17 protein-coding genes and 1 pseudogene are annotated in these 19,314 nt (G+C 39.0%); 10 read left to right on the top strand and 8 right to left on the bottom strand.

What is annotated here, in order from left to right; genetic code table 11:
• The 5 genes and pseudogenes from ACFILN_RS06225 to virB11 form a co-directional block, all read left to right on the top strand.
• A pseudogene (locus tag ACFILN_RS06225) lies at nt 1–92 on the top strand (TrwH protein); the annotation flags it as partial.
• Nucleotides 89–790 carry a virB8 family protein gene (locus ACFILN_RS06220; protein WP_273790051.1) on the top strand — a complete coding sequence of 234 codons (702 nt, stop codon included), beginning with the start codon at nt 89–91 and terminating at the stop codon, nt 788–790. The pseudogene ACFILN_RS06225 and the gene ACFILN_RS06220, both read left to right, overlap by 4 nt.
• A 13-nt stretch (nt 791–803) precedes the next feature.
• The gene (gene virB9 / locus ACFILN_RS06215) at nt 804–1,613 is read left to right on the top strand and encodes a P-type conjugative transfer protein VirB9 (protein ID WP_273790052.1); all 810 of its coding nucleotides are present in this window, start codon (nt 804–806) and stop codon (nt 1,611–1,613) included.
• Nucleotides 1,613–2,770 carry a type IV secretion system protein VirB10 gene (gene virB10 / locus ACFILN_RS06210; protein WP_375671088.1) on the top strand — a complete coding sequence of 386 codons (1,158 nt, stop codon included), beginning with the start codon at nt 1,613–1,615 and terminating at the stop codon, nt 2,768–2,770. The genes virB9 and virB10 overlap by 1 nt, the downstream gene beginning before the upstream one ends.
• Nucleotides 2,745–3,806 (top strand): P-type DNA transfer ATPase VirB11, encoded by a 1,062-nt coding sequence (gene virB11, locus ACFILN_RS06205; RefSeq protein ID WP_273790054.1) that lies wholly within the window; start codon nt 2,745–2,747, stop codon nt 3,804–3,806. The genes virB10 and virB11 overlap by 26 nt, the downstream gene beginning before the upstream one ends.
• Nucleotides 3,807–7,116: 3,310 nt before the next feature.
• Here virB11 and ACFILN_RS06200 read toward each other — a convergent pair.
• The 7 genes from ACFILN_RS06200 to rimM form a co-directional block, all read right to left on the bottom strand.
• Nucleotides 7,117–7,896, bottom strand: a complete 780-nt coding sequence (locus tag ACFILN_RS06200) for a succinate dehydrogenase iron-sulfur subunit (RefSeq protein WP_273790055.1) — start codon at nt 7,894–7,896, stop codon at nt 7,117–7,119.
• Nucleotides 7,897–7,910: 14 nt separating this feature from the next.
• Nucleotides 7,911–9,755 (bottom strand): succinate dehydrogenase flavoprotein subunit, encoded by a 1,845-nt coding sequence (sdhA, locus tag ACFILN_RS06195; protein ID WP_273790056.1) that lies wholly within the window; start codon nt 9,753–9,755, stop codon nt 7,911–7,913.
• Between the two features lie 6 nt (nt 9,756–9,761).
• Nucleotides 9,762–10,148 (bottom strand): succinate dehydrogenase, hydrophobic membrane anchor protein, encoded by a 387-nt coding sequence (gene sdhD / locus ACFILN_RS06190; protein WP_273790057.1) that lies wholly within the window; start codon nt 10,146–10,148, stop codon nt 9,762–9,764.
• Nucleotides 10,149–10,166: 18 nt separating this feature from the next.
• Nucleotides 10,167–10,568, bottom strand: coding sequence for a succinate dehydrogenase, cytochrome b556 subunit (gene sdhC / locus ACFILN_RS06185; protein WP_254492571.1), 402 nt, complete (start codon nt 10,566–10,568; stop codon nt 10,167–10,169).
• Nucleotides 10,569–11,043: 475 nt separating this feature from the next.
• Nucleotides 11,044–11,484, bottom strand: a complete 441-nt coding sequence (gene rplS, locus ACFILN_RS06180) for a 50S ribosomal protein L19 (protein WP_273790058.1) — start codon at nt 11,482–11,484, stop codon at nt 11,044–11,046.
• Between the two features lie 209 nt (nt 11,485–11,693).
• On the bottom strand, nt 11,694–12,392 hold the full coding sequence (gene trmD / locus ACFILN_RS06175) for a tRNA (guanosine(37)-N1)-methyltransferase TrmD (RefSeq protein ID WP_273790059.1): 699 nt from the start codon (nt 12,390–12,392) through the stop codon (nt 11,694–11,696).
• Between the two features lie 283 nt (nt 12,393–12,675).
• Nucleotides 12,676–13,233: a ribosome maturation factor RimM gene (rimM, locus tag ACFILN_RS06170; protein ID WP_375667582.1), complete on the bottom strand. Its 558-nt coding sequence runs from the start codon at nt 13,231–13,233 to the stop codon at nt 12,676–12,678.
• Between the two features lie 131 nt (nt 13,234–13,364).
• Here rimM and ACFILN_RS06165 point away from each other — a divergent pair, with 131 nt between their 5' ends.
• Nucleotides 13,365–14,186, top strand: a complete 822-nt coding sequence (locus ACFILN_RS06165) for a SapC family protein (RefSeq protein ID WP_375630713.1) — start codon at nt 13,365–13,367, stop codon at nt 14,184–14,186.
• 3 nt (nt 14,187–14,189) lie between these two features.
• The gene (locus ACFILN_RS06160) at nt 14,190–15,158 is read left to right on the top strand and encodes a tyrosine recombinase XerC (protein WP_375630711.1); all 969 of its coding nucleotides are present in this window, start codon (nt 14,190–14,192) and stop codon (nt 15,156–15,158) included.
• 18 nt (nt 15,159–15,176) lie between these two features.
• On the opposite strand, the gene ACFILN_RS06155 is transcribed toward ACFILN_RS06160, so the two are convergent.
• Nucleotides 15,177–15,449 (bottom strand): BolA family protein, encoded by a 273-nt coding sequence (locus ACFILN_RS06155; protein WP_375622119.1) that lies wholly within the window; start codon nt 15,447–15,449, stop codon nt 15,177–15,179.
• Between the two features lie 124 nt (nt 15,450–15,573).
• Between ACFILN_RS06155 and ACFILN_RS06150 the strand changes: the two genes are divergently transcribed.
• The 3 genes from ACFILN_RS06150 to cobT all read left to right on the top strand — a co-directional run bounded on the left by ACFILN_RS06150 (nt 15,574) and on the right by cobT (nt 19,286).
• A complete protein-coding gene (locus ACFILN_RS06150) occupies nt 15,574–16,194 on the top strand; it encodes a J domain-containing protein (protein WP_375671087.1) in 621 nt (206 codons plus the stop codon).
• A gap of 201 nt (nt 16,195–16,395) precedes the next feature.
• Nucleotides 16,396–17,376, top strand: a complete 981-nt coding sequence (gene cobS, locus ACFILN_RS06145; RefSeq protein ID WP_375671086.1) for a cobaltochelatase subunit CobS — start codon at nt 16,396–16,398, stop codon at nt 17,374–17,376.
• A gap of 14 nt (nt 17,377–17,390) precedes the next feature.
• Complete coding sequence (cobT, locus tag ACFILN_RS06140; protein ID WP_375630708.1) at nt 17,391–19,286, top strand: cobaltochelatase subunit CobT; 1,896 nt, start codon at nt 17,391–17,393, stop codon at nt 19,284–19,286.
• The last annotated feature ends 28 nt before the right edge of the window (nt 19,287–19,314 follow it).

The raw sequence follows: 19,314 nt of genomic DNA, 5'->3' as shown, positions 1-19,314 counted from the left end.
TATTAGCACCAAAGCTAAAACAGCCAAATGATAGGAACCGGGTGCCTATTAATAAAACAATCCCTGCCGAAATCAAGCGAGGAGACAGATGAAAACAAAACAAGCAAAACCAGTGAAAGCCGAACAACTTAGAAGTTATTATGAAGAAAGCCGTGGCTTAGAACGTGATCTTATCAATGAATTTATAAGGTCGCGCAGAACGGCATGGCGTGTCGCGAGTACTGTGGGTCTTTTTGGCTTATTCGGTATGATATGTGGAGTTGTTGGATTTTCTCAACCAGCTCCTACTCCCTTAGTATTGCGCGTTGATAATACGACGGGTGCAGTTGATGTTATCTCAATCATGCGTGAACACGAAGAAAGCTATGGTGAAGTTGTAGATAGGTATTGGCTAAACCAATATGTGCTTAACCGCGAAACTTACGACTACGATACCATTCAACTGAACTATGACACAACAGCACTTTTAAGTGCGGCATCTGTTCAACAAGAATATTATAAAATCTATGATGGAGAAAATGCACGGGACAAAGTGCTTTCCAACAAAGCACGTATCACAGTTAAAGTACGATCAATCCAGCCTAATGGACTCGGTCAAGCAACTGTACGTTTTACGACTCAGCAACTTGACAGCAACGGTGCTGCTACTGGACCAAAGCAGCACCAGATTGCAACAATTGGTTACACCTATATCGGTGCACCCATGAAATCATCTGATCGATTGCTTAACCCCCTTGGTTTTCAAGTAACAAGTTACCGTTCTGACCCAGAAATACTGTTGAATGATTAAGGAATTGATTGTTATGAAAAAACTTGCGTTCGTTGTTCTATTGTCTTCGTTTTCTTCTCTTTATACGGTACCTGTGCAGGCGCTCAAAAGTCCATCAAATTCACAATATGATCACCGCATTCGCTATATAACATATAACGAAGCCGATGTGGTTCAAATTGAAACAGTTCTTGGTGTGGCAACACATATTATTCTTGAAGAAGGTGAACAGTATATAACTCATGCCTTTGGCGATTCTGAAGCCTATGCCTTTGCTCATAAAGGGCGGCATATTTTTATTAAACCAAAAGCAGAGCTTGCCAATACCAATCTCATCGTTGTAACTGACAAACGGAGTTACAAATTCCGACTACAGTTTCGGAATGACCGTGCGGGATCAACTTATGAATTGGCTTTCCATTATCCCGATTCAAACGATGAAAAGTCAGAAGAAAACAATCGACGCCTTGCGATTGAACGTGGTTTTCACCAAAGCGTCAACGGCTATAATCTCAGTTATACCATGAGCGGTCACCAAGATATTGCTCCGATAAATGCTTGGGACAATGGGCGCATTACTTATTTCAAATTTCCCGCTAACATGGATATGCCATCGATTTATGTCGTAGATGCTGAAGGCAATGAAAGCTTAATACCACGCACCGTTATCGGCAGTTCTAATGATATTATCGCCGTTCATAAGGTCAATCCTAAATGGCTCATACGGCTTGGTAAACGCGCTCTAGCTGTTTTTAATGAAGCCTATGACCCCAATGGCGGCGTACCAAACACAACAGGGACAGTATCTTCGGTGGTTTATCGTATCAATAAAGGAGGAAAATGATGTTTGACAATAAGGAAGGAGAGGGAAAAGGTACAAAACTGGACAACGTCGAGCAAAAACATATTGAAGGTGCCTATGGAGGGTCCGAACTAGGTTCTGAACGTCGTCCGACAATTCCAGGTACCCGTGCATTGTTAGTGGTAGGACTTATTGTCATAGTAACGATACCGATTGCATTGACTTGGAAAGCTTTTACAATGCGTAATACCGTGGAAGTTGAGGAAGAAAAACCACAACAAATAGTACAGCAAATTATACCAAACTACGTCCCTCGGATTATAGAAGAGCCAAAGACTGTAGAAGAAGCAGAAAAATCAACACAAATAGAAGATTCAAACCTAGATATTCCACCGGCCTTGAGTAAGCTTCTTCAAACAGCCATTCCTCCACATATGCTCCAAGATTCTGAAGAATTAGCACGCAAACGTATGCTCAGTTCTAGCCTTAACAACGGTGGTAGCGAAGGATCTACAGATACGAATAATAAAGCATCGAATAATGATAGAGGTAGTGGCGTATTATTTGATAACCTTCAGCCCGTGCGTTTAGGTCAATCACATGCGATGCAACTTCGTAACCGTGACTTTTTGATTACACAAGGAACGCAAATAGATTGTACGTTAGAAACAAAGATCATTACATCACAACCCGGAATGACGACGTGCTATTTAACACGCGATATTTATTCCACAAGTGGACGTGTTGTTTTGCTTGACCGTGGTTCTAAAGTCGTTGGTTTTTACCAAAGTGGCATACAACAAGGACAAACGCGCGTGTTTGTGCAATGGTTACGCATCGAAACACCTTCTGGTGTTGTTGTCAATCTTGACTCACCAGGCACAGGTCCTCTAGGTGAAGCGGGTATTGGTGGCTGGGTTGACAGACATTTTTGGGAGAGATTTGGTAGTGCAATTATGGTAAGCATTATCGGTGATTTAGGAGAATGGGTAAGAGGAAAAGTTAATAAAAGCAGCAAAGAAAATAAAGAGAATTCACAAAATAAAGATGCTCAGAATGCTGAATCTATAGCAATCGATGTTCTTCAAAATTCCATCAATATCACACCAACACTTTACAAAAACCAAGGCGAACGAGTAAATATTTTTGTTGCTCGTGATCTGGATTTCAGCAATGTCTACAGTCTCGTCACACGTTAACCCGATACAGAAAGATCAAGCAGTTTTTCAGCTTCTGCAACCGCTTGATTGTTTCTTAGAAGATCCCACGATCACTGAATTATCGATTTGCCGCCCCTATGAAGTATGGACGAAAAGCTTTAAGGGTTGGCAAGTACATAGCGTACCAGAGTTAACAACCACTTTTTTGCAAACGCTTATTACAGCTATTATCGTTTATAACGGTATGGCTCCCAGAAGTATTAATTATGTGCTCTTGCCTGGTGGACAACGTGGTACAATTATACAAACACCAGCTGTTGTTGATGGTGCTCTTTCCTTTGTAATTCGTAAACATTCTCTTGTAGTTAAGACGTTAGAAGAACTCAAAGAAGAAGGGGCATTTGACGATTTTTCTGATGTAAGTTTTAATAAGCCTTCAGCAAAAGAAGCCAATAACTTGTTATCGAAGCAGGACTTCACACGGTTGGAACCATTTGAAGTTCAACTTTTGCAACATAAACGTGATGGAAAAATTCTTGAATTTTTACAAGAATGCGTCCTTCACAAACGCAACATTATTATTGCAGGTAAAACAGGATCTGGTAAAACAACATTTGCCCGCTCTTTAATTGAAAAGGTTCCTGTAGAGGAGCGTATTATCACAATTGAAGATGTTCATGAGCTTTTTCTACCCAATCATCCCAATCATGTACATATGATTTATGGTAACAATGTAGGCCGTGTTTCAGCTGAAGAGTGTCTAGATGCGTGTATGCGTCAGTCGCCCGACCGAATTTTTCTCGCTGAATTGCGAGGCAATGAAGCATGGGAATATCTCAATTCGCTCAACACTGGCCATCCTGGATCGATTACAACGACGCATGCCAACAGCGCTTTGCAGACATTTGAACGATGTGCCACCTTGATTAAAAGATCAGAAGTTGGCCGGCAACTCGAGTTAGAAATGATAAAAATCGTTCTCTATACAACAGTTGACGTAGTGTTGTTCTTTAAAGATAGAAAACTCTCTGAAGTCTTTTACGACCCAATTTTTGCTAAATCAAAAATCGCTTAAGGGAAGCTTCCTCTCTCGGTAAGATGATACAAACAAACAATAGCCGTAACTAGTTGTTACGGCTATTTATTTAACTTTTCCTATTCTCTTTTCTTTTCCAATGGATCTTCTACACTCTTCATGAATAAAAGAAGAAAAAAGTTAATAGACAACAACTCTACGAGAAAACCAAATTATACATAAGGCTCTCTCTATTCTCTTACCTTTGATCATTCTTCCCATTTATCTTTTGAAAAAGTATGTTTAATGCAAAAAAAATAGCTATAAAATACATATTTCAACAAAAGAAAAGAAGAAATTTTGATTCGCATATCAATGAAAGCTTCGTAAAACAGGTCCTTTCAATCATCATAAATAATTATCGTCATCAAGACCAAAACTTACCGTTTAAAAATTCTAAGTGCTATTTTCAAGTGATTAATAAATATGTTTTTTCACCAAACAATCTCCAGATACGGAAAACCTCATACGAAATAAACTATCATTTCGATTTAGCATCCATAAACCACATTCTATTTGGTAATAAAAAGTATAGTCGCATATCGACGTCTTCTTCGGACGAAGAAAGATTCTTAACCTGCGGCTGTTCGTAAACAACTAAATTTCTCTTAAGCAAGCTTTGCTAACCATATCACGTGGCTTATGTCCCCATCCTAAAGAGGATATCCATAGACTACACAGGTAAGCTCTACTCTCTGAATATTCCTGCTCTCTTCTCTGCACCTCAAAAGCAAAAATTCCTAAAAGCACAGATATACAATCCCTCTTCTTAAGCCACGTCACATTGATTTATAAAGAGTGTTCATTATTTTGCGTGTTGGATAAAAGATCTTAGTACCGTAAGATTCTCTCATTTCAAAGCTGTCTACTAACCAAAACCATGCTCTTGCACATTACAAGCGAATAAAGCCGTATAGAATGAAACTGTACAAAAAAGCACTAAAAATACCTTTTATAAACCATCCACAATGCCAAAAACTGTCGCAACATTGGGAGTTTGCAAAGTGTCTAATGGCACCCAACTTGCTCTTTTATGAAGTGTAAAAATGGAGATGCTCTATAAATTTTATATTATTCATCGGAGCTTTACCATTATACCATCCACGAGCACTGTCGCGAAATGAGCTGGGGCTCCTTAAAGAAAGGTTTCTTTAAAACAAGCGCATAAATTGACAAGCCAGGTGTATTTGGGTTGGGGCGTTCTGTTTTGTATAAGGATTGTGATCTTATTAAAAAACGAGAGAAACAAAAGCGTGAAGCAATGCATAATCTCTATTATTTAAAAGACATTACTCTAGATACTTTTGAAAGTCATAAAACTGAACTAAAAAATGACGGCAAAATAGAAACTGGTTTGCACCTTTACAGCTTCATATTCTCCTCAAATTAGGAGGCTGTATACCGGTTTCAGAGATTATGCCAACAGAGAGATACGTAATACTCTTAACTCCCATCTGGTAAGTAAAAGCGGCAACAGCAAAAGCTCTTTTAGAAAAACAACGCCATAAAGTCATTAATGAACAGGCAATGAATTAGAGAAATGTTCCAGATTTTTATCAAACACTCTGCAAAGCAACAATAATGATACAACTGGCTTTGCGTCTGCTTATTCTTACAGGTGCTCGTACCCATCTCTTACATCAATTCGTGAAGATCAGATTGAAGAGGATATATAGACAATTCTTGGCTCGAGAATATGAAAGGTCTGTGTAATACTACAGGAGATTTCAGCATACCCTTATGATCAGAAGCATTAAAAATTTTAAAACAAGCGTGCTTGTTTTTTCGCAATGATTTCTTTTTTCTGCAACCGGTCGTGGTCCTTATTAATGTGAGTTTCCTATCACAATATATAAGAGAGATTAGTCTGAAAACCTGTCCACGTAGATTTCGCTCTAGTTTACGTAATTGGCTAACAGACTCCACCTATCACACCTCAAAGGGTGAAGCTTTTTACACGCACTGAGCTGCAAATTATCCGCCTCCTCGCCTAGCAGATTTCACCTTCTAACCACTTTAATTACCACATCCTAAATAAGATAGTGTTTTACAGCACAACAGAATAAATATCAAAACAATGACCGATTATACCGTTAATACTTGGACACCTCTCTTTCATGTTAAGAAATATCTTTTATGCTAAAAAATAAAATAAAAAACACTTTTACTGCTTAAATAACTTTCTTCAGCATATATACAAGAAAAAATGAAATCCCCTAACATAATAAATGAGACCTAAACCTAGAAACCTCTATTTTTTATAGATAAAAACATATAAAATCAAAACCTATGAAACTCATAAAAACACAACATGTTTTCTTTGATGATTGAATTCACTCAACTCAAACGAACCTATAAACATCCCTATTCCACATTCGCAACACGTGTTCTTAGAATTCTCACTAGCGTTTTCCAAATTTTTGGAAAAAACTATAAATTTGATATTTTTTAAAAACGTCTTATTTTCTCTTTAATGAATTTAAATCTATGACGTTACAATAGTTTTAAATTACAGCCCCCTTAACTGTATGATTATCTCTACACAAAAGAGAGGGATTTTACGTTCTCCATTTTGAGAACTATAAATTTTGTTTTTTAATGCGATTAACAATAAAATCTTTAAAATAAAAAATATGACCTTTATATATAATGCTTTTATCAAAAATTCCTAATCCATGAATATTAGCAATGTTTTCGATATTATAATAAATGTGTCGTAAAATGACGAACTGTCATAATAATCACTCCTGTGTATTTCATTTAAATAATTTACATGCGTTTAATGTTTGTATCAGGATTTATTTTTTGTTCTATATTTATACAGAGTTATCATTTTTTATAAAAAATGATTAATTGAATCTGCATCAAAATATAAATTATGATAATAATTTAATAAAAATAAAAACACATAGCATATTGATTTTATTGTTTTTACATAGAACGCTATTTAAAGTATAGTCTACCCAAAAGACTATTGCCTTTTTAAAGGCAATAATAACTATGCTAACCGCCTCATAGAAGCCAATAAATTTTTAGAGATTAAGCCTCAAAGAGGCACAAAAAACACGCACAATTTTCTATTTTTCTTTTTACTGTTCGTTAAAAGGTCAGTTTTCAAAGATAATATTCAACTATGAGTTTTCTGCTCAGCCATTGCAAGAATTGCTTAACTTTTTAGGGATTACTTCACTTTTAGAATGATTATAGCTACTGCGCCCCCATAAGCAGCCGATCTTCTTTTAGAGATTTAATTGCTAAAAGGAGATACAATTTTCCACCTTGCGCTTTATTTTCATCAATCAGTAAATTTTCAAAGGCGGCGTTCAACCATGAGTTTTTTAATTTCAGCAATCGCTTTCGCTGGATTTAATCCCTTTGGACAAGTTTGCGCACAATTCATAATCGTATGGCAACGATAAAGGCGGAAAGGATCTTCTAAATTATCAAGACGTTCACCACACATCTCATCACGTGAATCCGCAATCCAGCGATAAGCTTGAAGCAAAACAGCGGGACCCAAATAACGATCACCGTTCCACCAATAACTTGGACATGAAGTCTGACAACACGCACACAAAATACACTCATAAAGACCATCGATTTTTTGGCGATCGGAGTGACTTTGTAACCATTCTTTTGCAGGTTCAGGAGAAACTGTTTGTAACCAAGGCTCAATAACTCGGTGTTGCGCATAAAAGCGATTCAAGTCAGGAACCAAATCTTTAACAACCGGCATGGAAGGCAAAGGGTAGACTTTAATGGGGTGTTTTACATCATCCATACCTTTGGTACAAGCCAATGTATTGGTTCCATCAATATTCATCGCACATGAACCACAGATGCCTTCACGGCAAGATCGACGAAGTGTCAAAGTTGGATCAATATGGTTTTTAATAAACAAAAGCCCATCAAGAATCATAGGACCACAAGCAGAACGATCCACATAATAAGTATCTAAATGAGGATTTTCCTCATCATCAGGCGACCAACGATACACGTGAAATTCCGTCAGCTTTGTAGCACCTTCAGGTTTAGGCCAAACCTTTCCCGGTTTTACTTGAGAGTTTTTGGGAAGCTTAATTTGTACCATATTTCATTCTCCCCTTAATAAACCCGTTTTTTAGGTGCAATGCGCTTTAAATCGATCCCACCATCAGCTTCAGATGTTAATGGGTCCACATGGACAGGTCGATATGATAATGTCACCTTACCCTCTTTTGACAAATGTGAAAGCGTATGTTTCCGCCAGTTTTTATCATCACGCTCTGGATAATCTTCACGAGCATGAGCGCCACGGCTTTCTAAACGTGCTTCGGCAGAATGAACAGTCATGATTGCATTCGCCATGAGATTTTCAAGCTCTAATGTTTCAACCAAATCAGAATTCCATATCAGAGAACGATCTGTGACTTTGAGATCCGACAATTCCCCCCAGATTTTATTCATCCGCTGACATCCTTGTTGCAAAGAATCTTCTGTACGGAATACTGCCGCATCTTCTTGCATCGTGCGTTGCATTTTTTCACGCAATAGAGCTGTTGGTATCGCCCCTTGTGCAAAACGTAAACGATCAAAACGCGCTATAATTTCGTCAACAGCTTCTTCATTGAGGGGTGGAATTTCTGCATTCCGATCAATAACTTCCCCCGCGCGAATGGCAGCAGCACGACCAAACACCACAAGATCAATTAATGAATTTGACCCCAAGCGATTAGCCCCATGAACAGAAGCACATCCTGCTTCTCCTACCGCCATCAGCCCTGGTTGAATACGATCAGGCGAATCAGCCGTTGGATTGAGAACTTCCCCGTAGTAATTGGTAGGAATCCCACCCATATTATAATGGACCGTTGGCAAGATGGGGATAGGCTCTTTTGTTACATCCACACCTGCAAAAATCCGAGCTGATTCCGAAATTCCCGGTAAACGCTCGTGCAAGATTGCAGGATCAATATGGTTGAGAACCAAATGAATATGGTCCTTCTTAGGTCCAACACCACGTCCTTCACGAATTTCAAGTGTGATACAACGCGAAACCAAATCACGTGAAGCCAAATCCTTAAAGGAAGGTGCATAGCGCTCCATAAAGCGTTCGCCTTCAGAATTGATTAAATAGCCTCCTTCACCACGAGCTCCTTCTGTAATTAAGCAGCCAGAACCGTAAATCCCTGTCGGATGGAATTGCACAAACTCCATATCCTGAAGAGGCAATCCAGCACGTGCGATCATTCCACCACCATCACCCGTACAGGTATGCGCCGATGTCGCGGAAAAATAAGCGCGTCCATAACCACCGGTTGCAAGAACAACCATTTTAGCAGAAAAACGATGTATTGTACCATCATCGAGATTCCATGCCACAACCCCCGTACAAACCCCATCCGTCATGATGAGATCGAGTGCAAAATATTCAATAAAAAATTGCGCATTATGCTTTAAGCTTTGTCCATAAAGCGTATGCAAAATGGCGTGGCCTGTACGATCAGCGGCTGCGCAAGTACGCTGAACAGGTGGACCTTCACCAAATTGTGTCGTATGTCCACCAAAAGGACGCTGATAAATTTTGCCTTCTTGCGTCCGCGAAAAAGGAACGCCATAATGTTCTAATTCATACACAGCAGCAGGAGCATTACGCACCAAATATTCCATTGCGTCGGTATCACCCAACCAATCAGAACCTTTCACGGTATCATATAAATGCCACTGCCAATTATCAGGTCCCATATTTGAAAGCGATGCAGCAATTCCCCCTTGTGCTGCAACCGTGTGTGAGCGCGTTGGAAAAACCTTCGTAATACAAGCTGTCTTTAATCCTTGTTCCGCCATACCAAGCGTTGCACGTAATCCTGCACCACCTGCCCCAACAACAACAACATCAAATTTATGATCTACAGTGCGATAAGGGGCGTTACCTGCTTTAGCGCCCAGAGATGATCCTGTACCCGCCATATTTGTTTAACCCCCTAATGCAATTTTCAAAAGAGAAAAAATAATGATACCACCTATGAGAAAACAAAATAAAATATTTAACGTCAAAAAGAATATCCGGAAACCTTCACGTGGAATATAATCTTCAATCACCACTTGCATACCAAGTTTCATATAATAAAGGACCGAAAAAGTCATCAATCCCATCAAAATAGCAACAATAGGATGTGCAAGTCTTGCACGCACAATGCTATAGTCCTTTCCCACAAGCGAAAGAATAAGAACAATAAAAAATATCAAAAGTGGTAGATTGATAAACCCTGTCAAACGTTCTAGCCAAAAATGCTCTGTTCCTTCATGAGCACTGCCACGCCCCCGTACTTTTCCAAGTTCCGTTCGAAAATCTTTTTTCATATCTCTTTTCACCCCCAGCTAAACAACGGTATATCCAATAATCCAAATCGCAAAAGTAACAATAAGAGAAATAAACACTGTCGCCCAAGCAGTGACTGTTGCCTTTTCTTTTGCCAAAAGGCAAGGTTTCAGATCCCAAACAATGTGGCGAACACCACCAACCATGTGATGAACCCCTGCCAAAGTATAAAGAAACAAAATACACAATCCAAACCAAGAACTATAAATCTCGTGAACCGTTCTGAATGCCTCCTCCCCGCACGCAATAGCAATTAACCAAACAGCAAGAAAAACCGTTCCAACATAAAGTGCCATACCCGTAATGCGGTGTGCAATGGACATAGCCATAGTAATTGTCCAACGATAAATACTTATATGAGGGGAACGAGGGCGCTCTTTTATCCTAGTTGTCTCTGTCATAAAATATCCTGACCTGGTTTTTACTGCAACCGCAATGAACGAGAAAGTTCGCGCAAAACGACTAAATATATTCTCTCGTTTTCACTTGTTTGGCATCTCAAGATACCGATACTACAGGTCGGTTGTCTCAAATAACGGATTAAAGGTCACGCATAAAAAAACCGATTACTCCACGGATATGATCCGCAAAACTTGCTTTAATCTAATACAATTTTATCTTCACGTCAAAGGTCTAACATCTTTTCTCAAATATAAACAGGCATTTTTTCAGATTAAACTTATCCTTTTGAGTATCCATGATATATGCAATGGTATCTTAAATTGCACCCATGATTAAGGATAAAAAGAGGAAAAAATTGATAGATTAAACATTTTTATGTCCCCTCCAAGCCTCTTAAAAGGCAAAACGAATCACGAAAGACACAAATAAGCGGCATAAAAGCCGCTTTTGCATAAAGTTTAGCCGATATAATCTTTACTCAGCAACTTTCTTTTCAACATCTGTGCTGACAGATGCTGCTTCTACTTTCTCAATAACCTTTTCAGCTTTTTTCCGATAATCTCTCTTTTCAGCGATACGCGCAGCTTTACCTCTCAAACCACGAAGATAATAGAGTTTTGCACGGCGCACTTTACCACGGCGCACCAGCTCAACACCTTCAATCAACGGAGAATAAACAGGAAACACCCGTTCCACCCCTTCACCATAAGAAATCTTGCGCACTGTAAAGGTCTCATTCAACCCACCGCCTGAACGTGCAATACAAACACCTTCATAAGCCTGAACACGCGTCCGCGTACCCTCCGTCACACGCACCATGACACGAACTGTATCTCCTGGCTTAAAGGCTGGAAATTGGCGCTTTTCTTCAATTTTTGCACATTGTTCAGCTTCAAGTTGTGCGATAATATTCATTTCTTTTATCCTTCATGTTCTTTATCGAACAGTCAGAGCGCTCAACTCTTACCAAAAAAGCCTTTATTAAGAATAAGGAGCTCTTTAGGCTATGTCTTACACAGGAGCGAATACACCATTCCTTCATTTTAATTTTGGAACTACAGAAAACCTTTTATAAAAAACTCTCTAAAAAGAGAGCCATGCAATACACTACCTTATCATATGAATCAAGTTTTCTGATGATTTTTATCATAACGCGCATAAAGATCAGGGCGACGTTGACGTGTTAACAATTCGGCTTGGCTTTGACGCCAATCTGCGATCGCTTTGTGATGACCTGAGAGCAATACAGGCGGAATACCCCGCCCTTCGAAAAGAGAAGGGCGTGTATATTGCGGATGTTCCAGCAAGCCATTTTCAAAACTTTCACACCTTGCAGAAGCTGCATTCCCCATCACTCCAGGCAGAAGACGTATAATAGCATCTAAGATAACCAATGCGGCTGTTTCACCCCCTGAAAGAATATAATCACCAATAGAAACTTCTTCTAATTCTCGTGCTTCTATGACTCGCTCATCAACCCCTTCAAAACGTCCACAAACTAACGTTACACCCGTATCACGAGCCAAGCTATGCGCGTAAGCTTGGTCAAAAGGGCGCCCACGTGGACTCATCAACAATCTTGGCGAATCCTGTGGACAACAATCAAGAGCCGCCGCCAATACATCCGCCCGCATTACCATACCCGCCCCCCCACCAGCAGGTTTATCATCAACGCTATGGTGTTTGTCTAAAGCAAAATCCCTAATCTGTACCGTCTCCAGTGACCAAATTCCGCGCTCTAAAGCTTGCCCTGCTAAAGAATACCCTAAAAAACCAGGAAACATTTCAGGATAAAGGGTTAAAACGCGCGCCTGAAACTTCATTTTATTTCTCATCCTTATTTTCTTAAACAGACTCTTAATAGCAAAAATAGCACAAACAAGATTTTTAACGCTATAGCGTTAAATTGAATCTCCTTGATCTGCGCTTTATTCAATACGATCCTTCTAAATACTTGCACTAAAAAAGACTCTAAAAACTCAGAACTATTTCGAGATAAAGTGCTTACAATATCTGCTCAAAAGTGCATTTTTAATATTTCCACACATTCCACTTTTTATTGACGAAATTTATCTGTTATTTTTTCCTTCATCTTTATTTTTAGATTCAAGCTATTTCCTTTTTATCATTGTCTCCCCCATCACTTAAACCAGCTGCCATGGGATCAACAACAAGAAAACCAGAATTCATACAAACTTCTGGTACCGCCGCCTTACTAAAGGGAATAAGGACTCTTTTACCTGTATTCAAACGTATTTCAAGCAAATCACCAGCCCCGAAATTAAAAAAACCACACACTTCACCTAAGATTTTTCCCCCACAATCTTGGACACACAAGCCTATTAAATCGACTTGATAAAACTCATCCTCCATCAAATCATCAATTAATTGATCACGCGTCACATAAAGGCGAATACCTTTTAAAGACTCAGCCGCATTACGATTTTCTATCCCTTTAAAACGTACAATCGCCTTATTTTTTTGTATGCGAAGAGTTATAATTTCATAAGAACGCCCCATATCATCATAAAGAGTGCTGTAAAACTTAAAACGCTGTGGCTCAGCACTTAGAATTTTAACAAAAACATCTCCTTTTATACCATGAGGCATACCAATAATGGCAAGATAGACTTTATTTTTAAGCTTTTCTTTATTATACTTCATACGAAAATATTATCTCTCAAAAATGAACCTTTCAATCTTATAGTTTTCTATTCAATCTTGTTGCCATATGAGACAATCTTCTAAAAGACCTTTCTTGGTAACAAAAACAAATTAATAAAGGAGAAAGTCTTATGGCAAATATTATGCTATTTTACAAAGATATCACGCCAATCAACAAAGTTTCCCATAAAAATCTAAAATTTGCTCCTCCAAGTGATATGTCTTTTGCCAAGGATACTCACTGGGTTCCTTTAGCAAGTACTGAATATTTTCAAGCAGCACTAGACTATCCTATTTTATTTATGTGCGCCGAAGATGAACAAAAAAAACGGCACTACACATCCGCAGCTCTTGTCGGCCTTTCTAATGACGAAAATGACTATATCGCTTCTGATAAAAGTTGGAAAAATAATACTTATGTTCCTGCTTTTGTCCGTCGCTATCCTTTTGTTTTGGCACAAATTAGCAATGAAAAAGAACTTTCTGTTTGCTTTGATCAACAGTCAGGTATGTTTAATGAAGTTGCAGGAACAGAACTTTTTAATTCCGACGGCTCTATTTCTCCTTTTATGGAAGAACGTATTCGTTTTCTTGAAAGTTTTAAAATCGCTATGGAAAAAACCTCTGAGTTTATTGATGCTCTTGTAGAAATGGATCTTCTAAGCCAAAAATCTATCAATGTGAAAAACGATAAAGGTCTCTCAGCTCAATTAGAACATTTTTGGGTTGTTGATGAAGAAAAATTGAATAAATTATCAGCAAGCCAACTTGCCAAACTTCATAAAAATGGCTTTTTAGGATTAATTTTTGCGCATTTGATGTCAACGCACAATCTTGTGAAAATACTCTCTCTCAAAGGTGAAAAGCAACTTATCAATCGTGAAGAGCAACCCCAAAACAAGAATGGTCATTCTAACGATGAAAAATCTAAAAAGAAAGAAACTCTCAACTAGATAATGCCTATCAAAAACGACAAGAGAAAAGATGAAAATATTCCTCTCATTCCAGCAGACCATGCAATTTTAAACGCAAGGAAAAATTGGTTAGAGTGTCTTACCCAAACACGTCGTATGTCAGCACAAACAGTGCAAGCCTATGAACGTGATACGCGGCAGTTTTTGTCTTTTCTCTGTCAACACTTAAGTCATACACCAACCCTTACAGATCTTGCTCATTTACGCATCAGTGACTTGCGTGCTTATCTTGCTTATCGGCGTACAAACAATGTAAGTGCTCGTTCTTTAAGCCGCGGAGTAGCAGGCATCCGTTCTTTTTTCAAGTACCTATCACGTGAAGGAATCGTCAATGTTCCGGCGGCTCAACTTATCCGAAGCCCCAAACACCCAAGATCGCTCCCAAAACCTTTAGCGATCAAATCAGCACTTCACATAGTCAAACAAGAAAACCAGCTAGAAAATGAACCTTGGATTAGCGCTCGTAATGCGGCTGTCCTCATGCTTCTCTATGGCTGTGGAATGCGAATATCAGAAGCCTTAAGCCTCACACCAGAACAATTTTCTGATCCTGAAAAAACAAGTTTATTTATAACAGGAAAAGGTGGAAAAACACGCCTTGTTCCTCTCATCAAAATTGTTTACGAAGCTGTACAAAATTATCTCAAATGTTGCCCATATCCTTTAGTGGATAACCAACCCATATTTCGCGGGGCACGAGGCGGTCCCCTACAGCCCGCCATTATTCAGAAAACTGTACGCAACTTACGAGCAAGCCTTGGTTTACCAGAAACTGCAACGCCCCATACACTGCGCCATTCTTTTGCCACCCATCTTTTATCACGGGGGGGAGATTTGCGCACGATTCAAGAACTTCTTGGGCACGCTAGTCTTTCCACCACACAAATCTATACCCATGTCGATACAGACCATTTGTTAAAAATTTATCAAAAGGCCCATCCCCGTTCCTAAAAGTGTCTCATCAAAAAATTAGAGTGTTTCAACCTCAAGTGCCAAAGCATGAACACAAGTAGCTAACTCTTCTTGTAAAACTTTATAAATCGCTCGATGTATTTCTACGCGTGTCATATTAGAAAAAGAAGAAGATAAAATTTTCACTCGAAAATGTGTTTCTCCTTTACCATCAAAAGCATGTTCATTATGAGAATGCCCCTCATGAAGATGACTTTCGTTAATCACTTCAAGCTTTTGCGGATGAAAAGCATCCTGAAGCTTTCTCTGGATTATTGTTTCTATAAACATTTTTCATTCCTCAAACAAAATGAACGTGCAAAAATACACCTTTTTCATAATAGAATAAGTGTGAAAACAAATTTTTCAAAAGTCAATTCTTGTAAAATTAATCAATTTTGCATAAACCAATAATATGACAATAACATCTAAATTATTCGATTCAATTCGCATAAGCTCAAATAAAAAACAAAACGCTGAGCCAGAAGCACAACAGTGTCAGTGGGAAGGTTGTGAAAAAACAGGGGCCCATAAAGCACCAGCAGGTCGAAATCACGAAGGACAATATTTATATTTTTGTATTGAACACGTACGTGCCTATAATAAAAATTTTAATTACTTCTCTGGTCTTAGCAATAAAGATATCGCAAAATTTCAAAAGGATGCTCTCACAGGACATCGTCCGACATGGCCTACAGATCTGAGCAATGGTACATCGAAAAAAACAGCCGCTAATTATGCAAAGATTCGCTCTGGAACAGCTGCCTATCAAAATCGTATGCGCGATCCCTTCGCGCTTTTTACTGGGCAGCATTCAAGCAATAAATTCTCACGAAAATTAAAGCCCTTAGAAGCAAAAGCTTTTGATACACTGGGACTACAGGCAAACGCTTCAGCAGAAGACATCAAAATGAAATATAAAGAATTGGTAAAAAAGCACCATCCTGATTCCAATGGTGGTAATCGTGCTTCAGAAGAGCGCTTTCGTGATGTTTTACATGCTTATAATTTGCTAAAAAAGTCTGGTTTGTGCTGAAAACATGCGCTTATATGAGTCTATTTTCATTTAGACCATCATTATTTGCGCAAAATGTTACTTTTTTTGCAAAACATTATAGAATACGTAAAAAATCTTTCTTCAATATCTAAGGCTCTCATTATAGAGCATTGCATAAATACTCTAACTCTTGTATCGTTTCTAATGAATAAATAGCATCCTCTCCCTTCCAGAAACACAATGACAAATCTTACCGTTGAAAATTTGCCCGATATTACACTTTGTGCTCGCGATCTATTTCATATTGAAACAGATCTGAAAGTCCCTGCTTTTAGCACAAAAAGTTCCCATGTTCCTGATATCGATTCTGATTATCTTTTTGATCTGCAAACAACTTTAGCGATTCTCGCAGGTTTTACCTTCAACCGCCGTGTAATGGTTTCTGGCTATCACGGTACAGGGAAATCAACGCATATTGAACAAATTGCTGCACGTCTCAATTGGCCTTGTCTTCGAATTAATCTCGATAGTCATGTAAGTCGTATCGATCTTGTAGGAAAAGACGCTATCGTTTTAAAAGATGGCTTACAAATCACTGAATTTAAAGAAGGCATTTTGCCATGGGCTTATCAAAATAATATTGCTCTTGTTTTCGACGAATATGATGCGGGGCGTCCCGATGTTATGTTTGTCATCCAACGCGTTCTTGAAACCTCTGGAAAACTAAGCTTACTTGATCAAAGCCGAGTCATCTCTCCACACCCAGCCTTTCGTCTTTTTGCAACAGCAAACACCATTGGTCTTGGTGATACAACTGGTCTCTATCATGGTACCCAACAGATCAATCAAGCTCAAATGGACCGCTGGTCTATTGTTACGATACTCAATTATTTACCCCATGATAAAGAGGTTAATATCATTTGTTCAAAGGTCAAATCCTTTCAAACGACTGAAGGAAAAAAGATAATTTCACAAATGGTTCATGTTGCTGATATGGTACGCCAATCTTTTATCAATGGAGATCTTTCAACTGTCATGAGTCCACGTACCGTCATTACTTGGGCAGAAAATACAACGATTTTTCAAGATGTCGGCTTTGCCTTCCGATTAACCTTTCTCAATAAATGTGATGAACTCGAACGTGCCACTGTTGCAGAATTTTATCAACGCGCCTTTGGACAAGAGCTTCCCGAATCACTTATTCATGGTGTTTCGCCTTAAGGAATCTGTCACTCATGGCTACCGATATTGGCGACAACAAAAATCCGGCAAAAGATTCTTCCAACAACACTCTTAATATTGAAGCTTTTAAAAAAGCACTTTCCACCTGTATGCGTGCAATTGCAGGCACAAACAACCTTGAAGTTTCCTTTAGTCATAACCGACCATCTTTAAGCGAAAGTTGCGCGCGTTTACCAGAATTACCTCAATACGCAACGAATAAAGACATCACCATTACCCGCGGATTAGGTGATTCCATGGCTCTGCGCAAAGCATGGCATGATAACCGCATTCACATGCAATTTTCTCCACTAGAATCAGAAGCACGTGCTGTCTTTGATGCCTTAGAACAAACACGTGTTGAAGCAATTGGTACTTTAGCCATGGAGGGGCTTGCAAAAAATCTTGATATCATGCTCGCCGATAAATACAAAAGAGCCCATTATCATAAGATTAGCAACCAAAGTGAAGCCCCCATCCAAGAAGCAATTGCACTTTTATTGCGTGAAAAAATAACAAAGCGCGCAGCTCCAAGAGAAGCCGGTCCTGTCTTAGAACTGTGGCGTCAAGAACTCGAACAAAAAGCAGCAGCAGAACTCAATGAACTCCCACATCATATTTACAACCAACAAGATTTTGCACAGATTGTTCGCCAAATGCTTGTTACACTCAAAATGACAGTGCAACAAGCTGAAGCTTCTAACAGTGAAAACAATAAAAAATTAAAAAATGCGTGTGAACCTCAAGACCAAGGAGAAGAAGAGAGTAAAAACAAAAAACACGCTCAAAGTGAAGAACAAACCAGCACTGAACAAGAAAGTGATGTGCAAGATGACGGAAAAACACAAGCGACACAATCAAACAACAATGATCAAGCTGACGGCGAGCAAAAAAATGGACCTTGGCAAGAAAAGCCGAGCAAACCCAAACACCTTTTTTCTGATTCGGAACAAATGGAAAGACTTGGCAATTATAAAATCTTCACCCGTCAATTTGATGAAATTTTGGAAGCAACAGATTTTTGTTCTGAAAACGAGTTAGATCACTTACGCCGTTATCTTGATAAGCAAATCAATCATCTCCAAAACATCGTTGGACGTTTAGCAAACCGTCTCCAGCGCCGCTTGATGGCGCAACAAAATCGCAACTGGAACTTTGACCTTGAAGAAGGATATCTTGATACAGCACGGCTTCCACGTCTAATTATTGACCCCATGCAACCCCTTTCTTTTAAAATGGAAAGCAACACCCAATTTCGGGACACAGTTGTTTCACTTCTCATTGATAATTCTGGCTCAATGCGCGGACGCCCCATTAGCGTTGCTGCAAGTTGTGCTGATATTTTGGCACAAACTCTTGAGCGTTGTGGTGTCAAAGTTGAAATTTTAGGTTTTACCACCAAAACTTGGAAAGGGGGCAAATCGCGCGAACAATGGCTTACCCAAAACAAACTCCATAATCCTGGACGCCTCAATGATTTATGCCATATCATCTATAAAAGTGCTGATACCCCATGGCGTCGCGCACGACGCAATTTAGGTTTGATGATGCAAGAAGGATTATTAAAAGAAAATATCGACGGAGAAGCTTTGATTTGGGCTCATCAACGCCTTTTATCACGGCGTGAACAACGTCGCATCCTCATGGTCATTTCTGATGGCGCTCCTGTTGACGATTCGACACTATCGGTCAACGCCAGCAATTATTTAGAAAAACACTTACGCGCAGTGATTCAAGAAATCCAAACACACTCCCCTATCGAACTCATTGCCATTGGAATTGGTCATGACGTCACACGTTATTATCAACGTGCTGTAACAATTATGAATGCTGAAGAACTCGCCGACGCCATAACAAAACAATTAGAAATACTTTTTAGTGATAAAAGAACTCATTTTCATAAGAAATAAACCTGCCTTAAATCAGCAACGATTACAT

Origin of the sequence: Bartonella sp. CL434QHHD (genome assembly GCF_042195145.1) — a bacterium.
Taxonomy (GTDB): Bacteria; Pseudomonadota; Alphaproteobacteria; order Rhizobiales; family Rhizobiaceae; genus Bartonella.
This window is presented reverse-complemented; position numbering and strand designations above follow the sequence as displayed.

What these genes read in the sequence shown, in the direction of transcription:
- ACFILN_RS06220 (WP_273790051.1), top strand. Translation starts at nt 89, where the DNA reads ATGAAAACAAAACAAGCAAAACCAGTGAAAGCCGAACAACTTAGAAGT.
- virB9 (WP_273790052.1), top strand. Translation starts at nt 804, where the DNA reads ATGAAAAAACTTGCGTTCGTTGTTCTATTGTCTTCGTTTTCTTCTCTT.
- virB10 (WP_375671088.1), top strand. Translation starts at nt 1,613, where the DNA reads ATGTTTGACAATAAGGAAGGAGAGGGAAAAGGTACAAAACTGGACAAC.
- virB11 (WP_273790054.1), top strand. Translation starts at nt 2,745, where the DNA reads ATGTCTACAGTCTCGTCACACGTTAACCCGATACAGAAAGATCAAGCA.
- ACFILN_RS06200 (WP_273790055.1), bottom strand. Translation starts at nt 7,896, where the DNA reads ATGGTACAAATTAAGCTTCCCAAAAACTCTCAAGTAAAACCGGGAAAG.
- sdhA (WP_273790056.1), bottom strand. Translation starts at nt 9,755, where the DNA reads ATGGCGGGTACAGGATCATCTCTGGGCGCTAAAGCAGGTAACGCCCCT.
- sdhD (WP_273790057.1), bottom strand. Translation starts at nt 10,148, where the DNA reads ATGAAAAAAGATTTTCGAACGGAACTTGGAAAAGTACGGGGGCGTGGC.
- sdhC (WP_254492571.1), bottom strand. Translation starts at nt 10,568, where the DNA reads ATGACAGAGACAACTAGGATAAAAGAGCGCCCTCGTTCCCCTCATATA.
- rplS (WP_273790058.1), bottom strand. Translation starts at nt 11,484, where the DNA reads ATGAATATTATCGCACAACTTGAAGCTGAACAATGTGCAAAAATTGAA.
- trmD (WP_273790059.1), bottom strand. Translation starts at nt 12,392, where the DNA reads ATGAAGTTTCAGGCGCGCGTTTTAACCCTTTATCCTGAAATGTTTCCT.
- rimM (WP_375667582.1), bottom strand. Translation starts at nt 13,233, where the DNA reads ATGAAGTATAATAAAGAAAAGCTTAAAAATAAAGTCTATCTTGCCATT.
- ACFILN_RS06165 (WP_375630713.1), top strand. Translation starts at nt 13,365, where the DNA reads ATGGCAAATATTATGCTATTTTACAAAGATATCACGCCAATCAACAAA.
- ACFILN_RS06160 (WP_375630711.1), top strand. Translation starts at nt 14,190, where the DNA reads ATGCCTATCAAAAACGACAAGAGAAAAGATGAAAATATTCCTCTCATT.
- ACFILN_RS06155 (WP_375622119.1), bottom strand. Translation starts at nt 15,449, where the DNA reads ATGTTTATAGAAACAATAATCCAGAGAAAGCTTCAGGATGCTTTTCAT.
- ACFILN_RS06150 (WP_375671087.1), top strand. Translation starts at nt 15,574, where the DNA reads ATGACAATAACATCTAAATTATTCGATTCAATTCGCATAAGCTCAAAT.
- cobS (WP_375671086.1), top strand. Translation starts at nt 16,396, where the DNA reads ATGACAAATCTTACCGTTGAAAATTTGCCCGATATTACACTTTGTGCT.
- cobT (WP_375630708.1), top strand. Translation starts at nt 17,391, where the DNA reads ATGGCTACCGATATTGGCGACAACAAAAATCCGGCAAAAGATTCTTCC.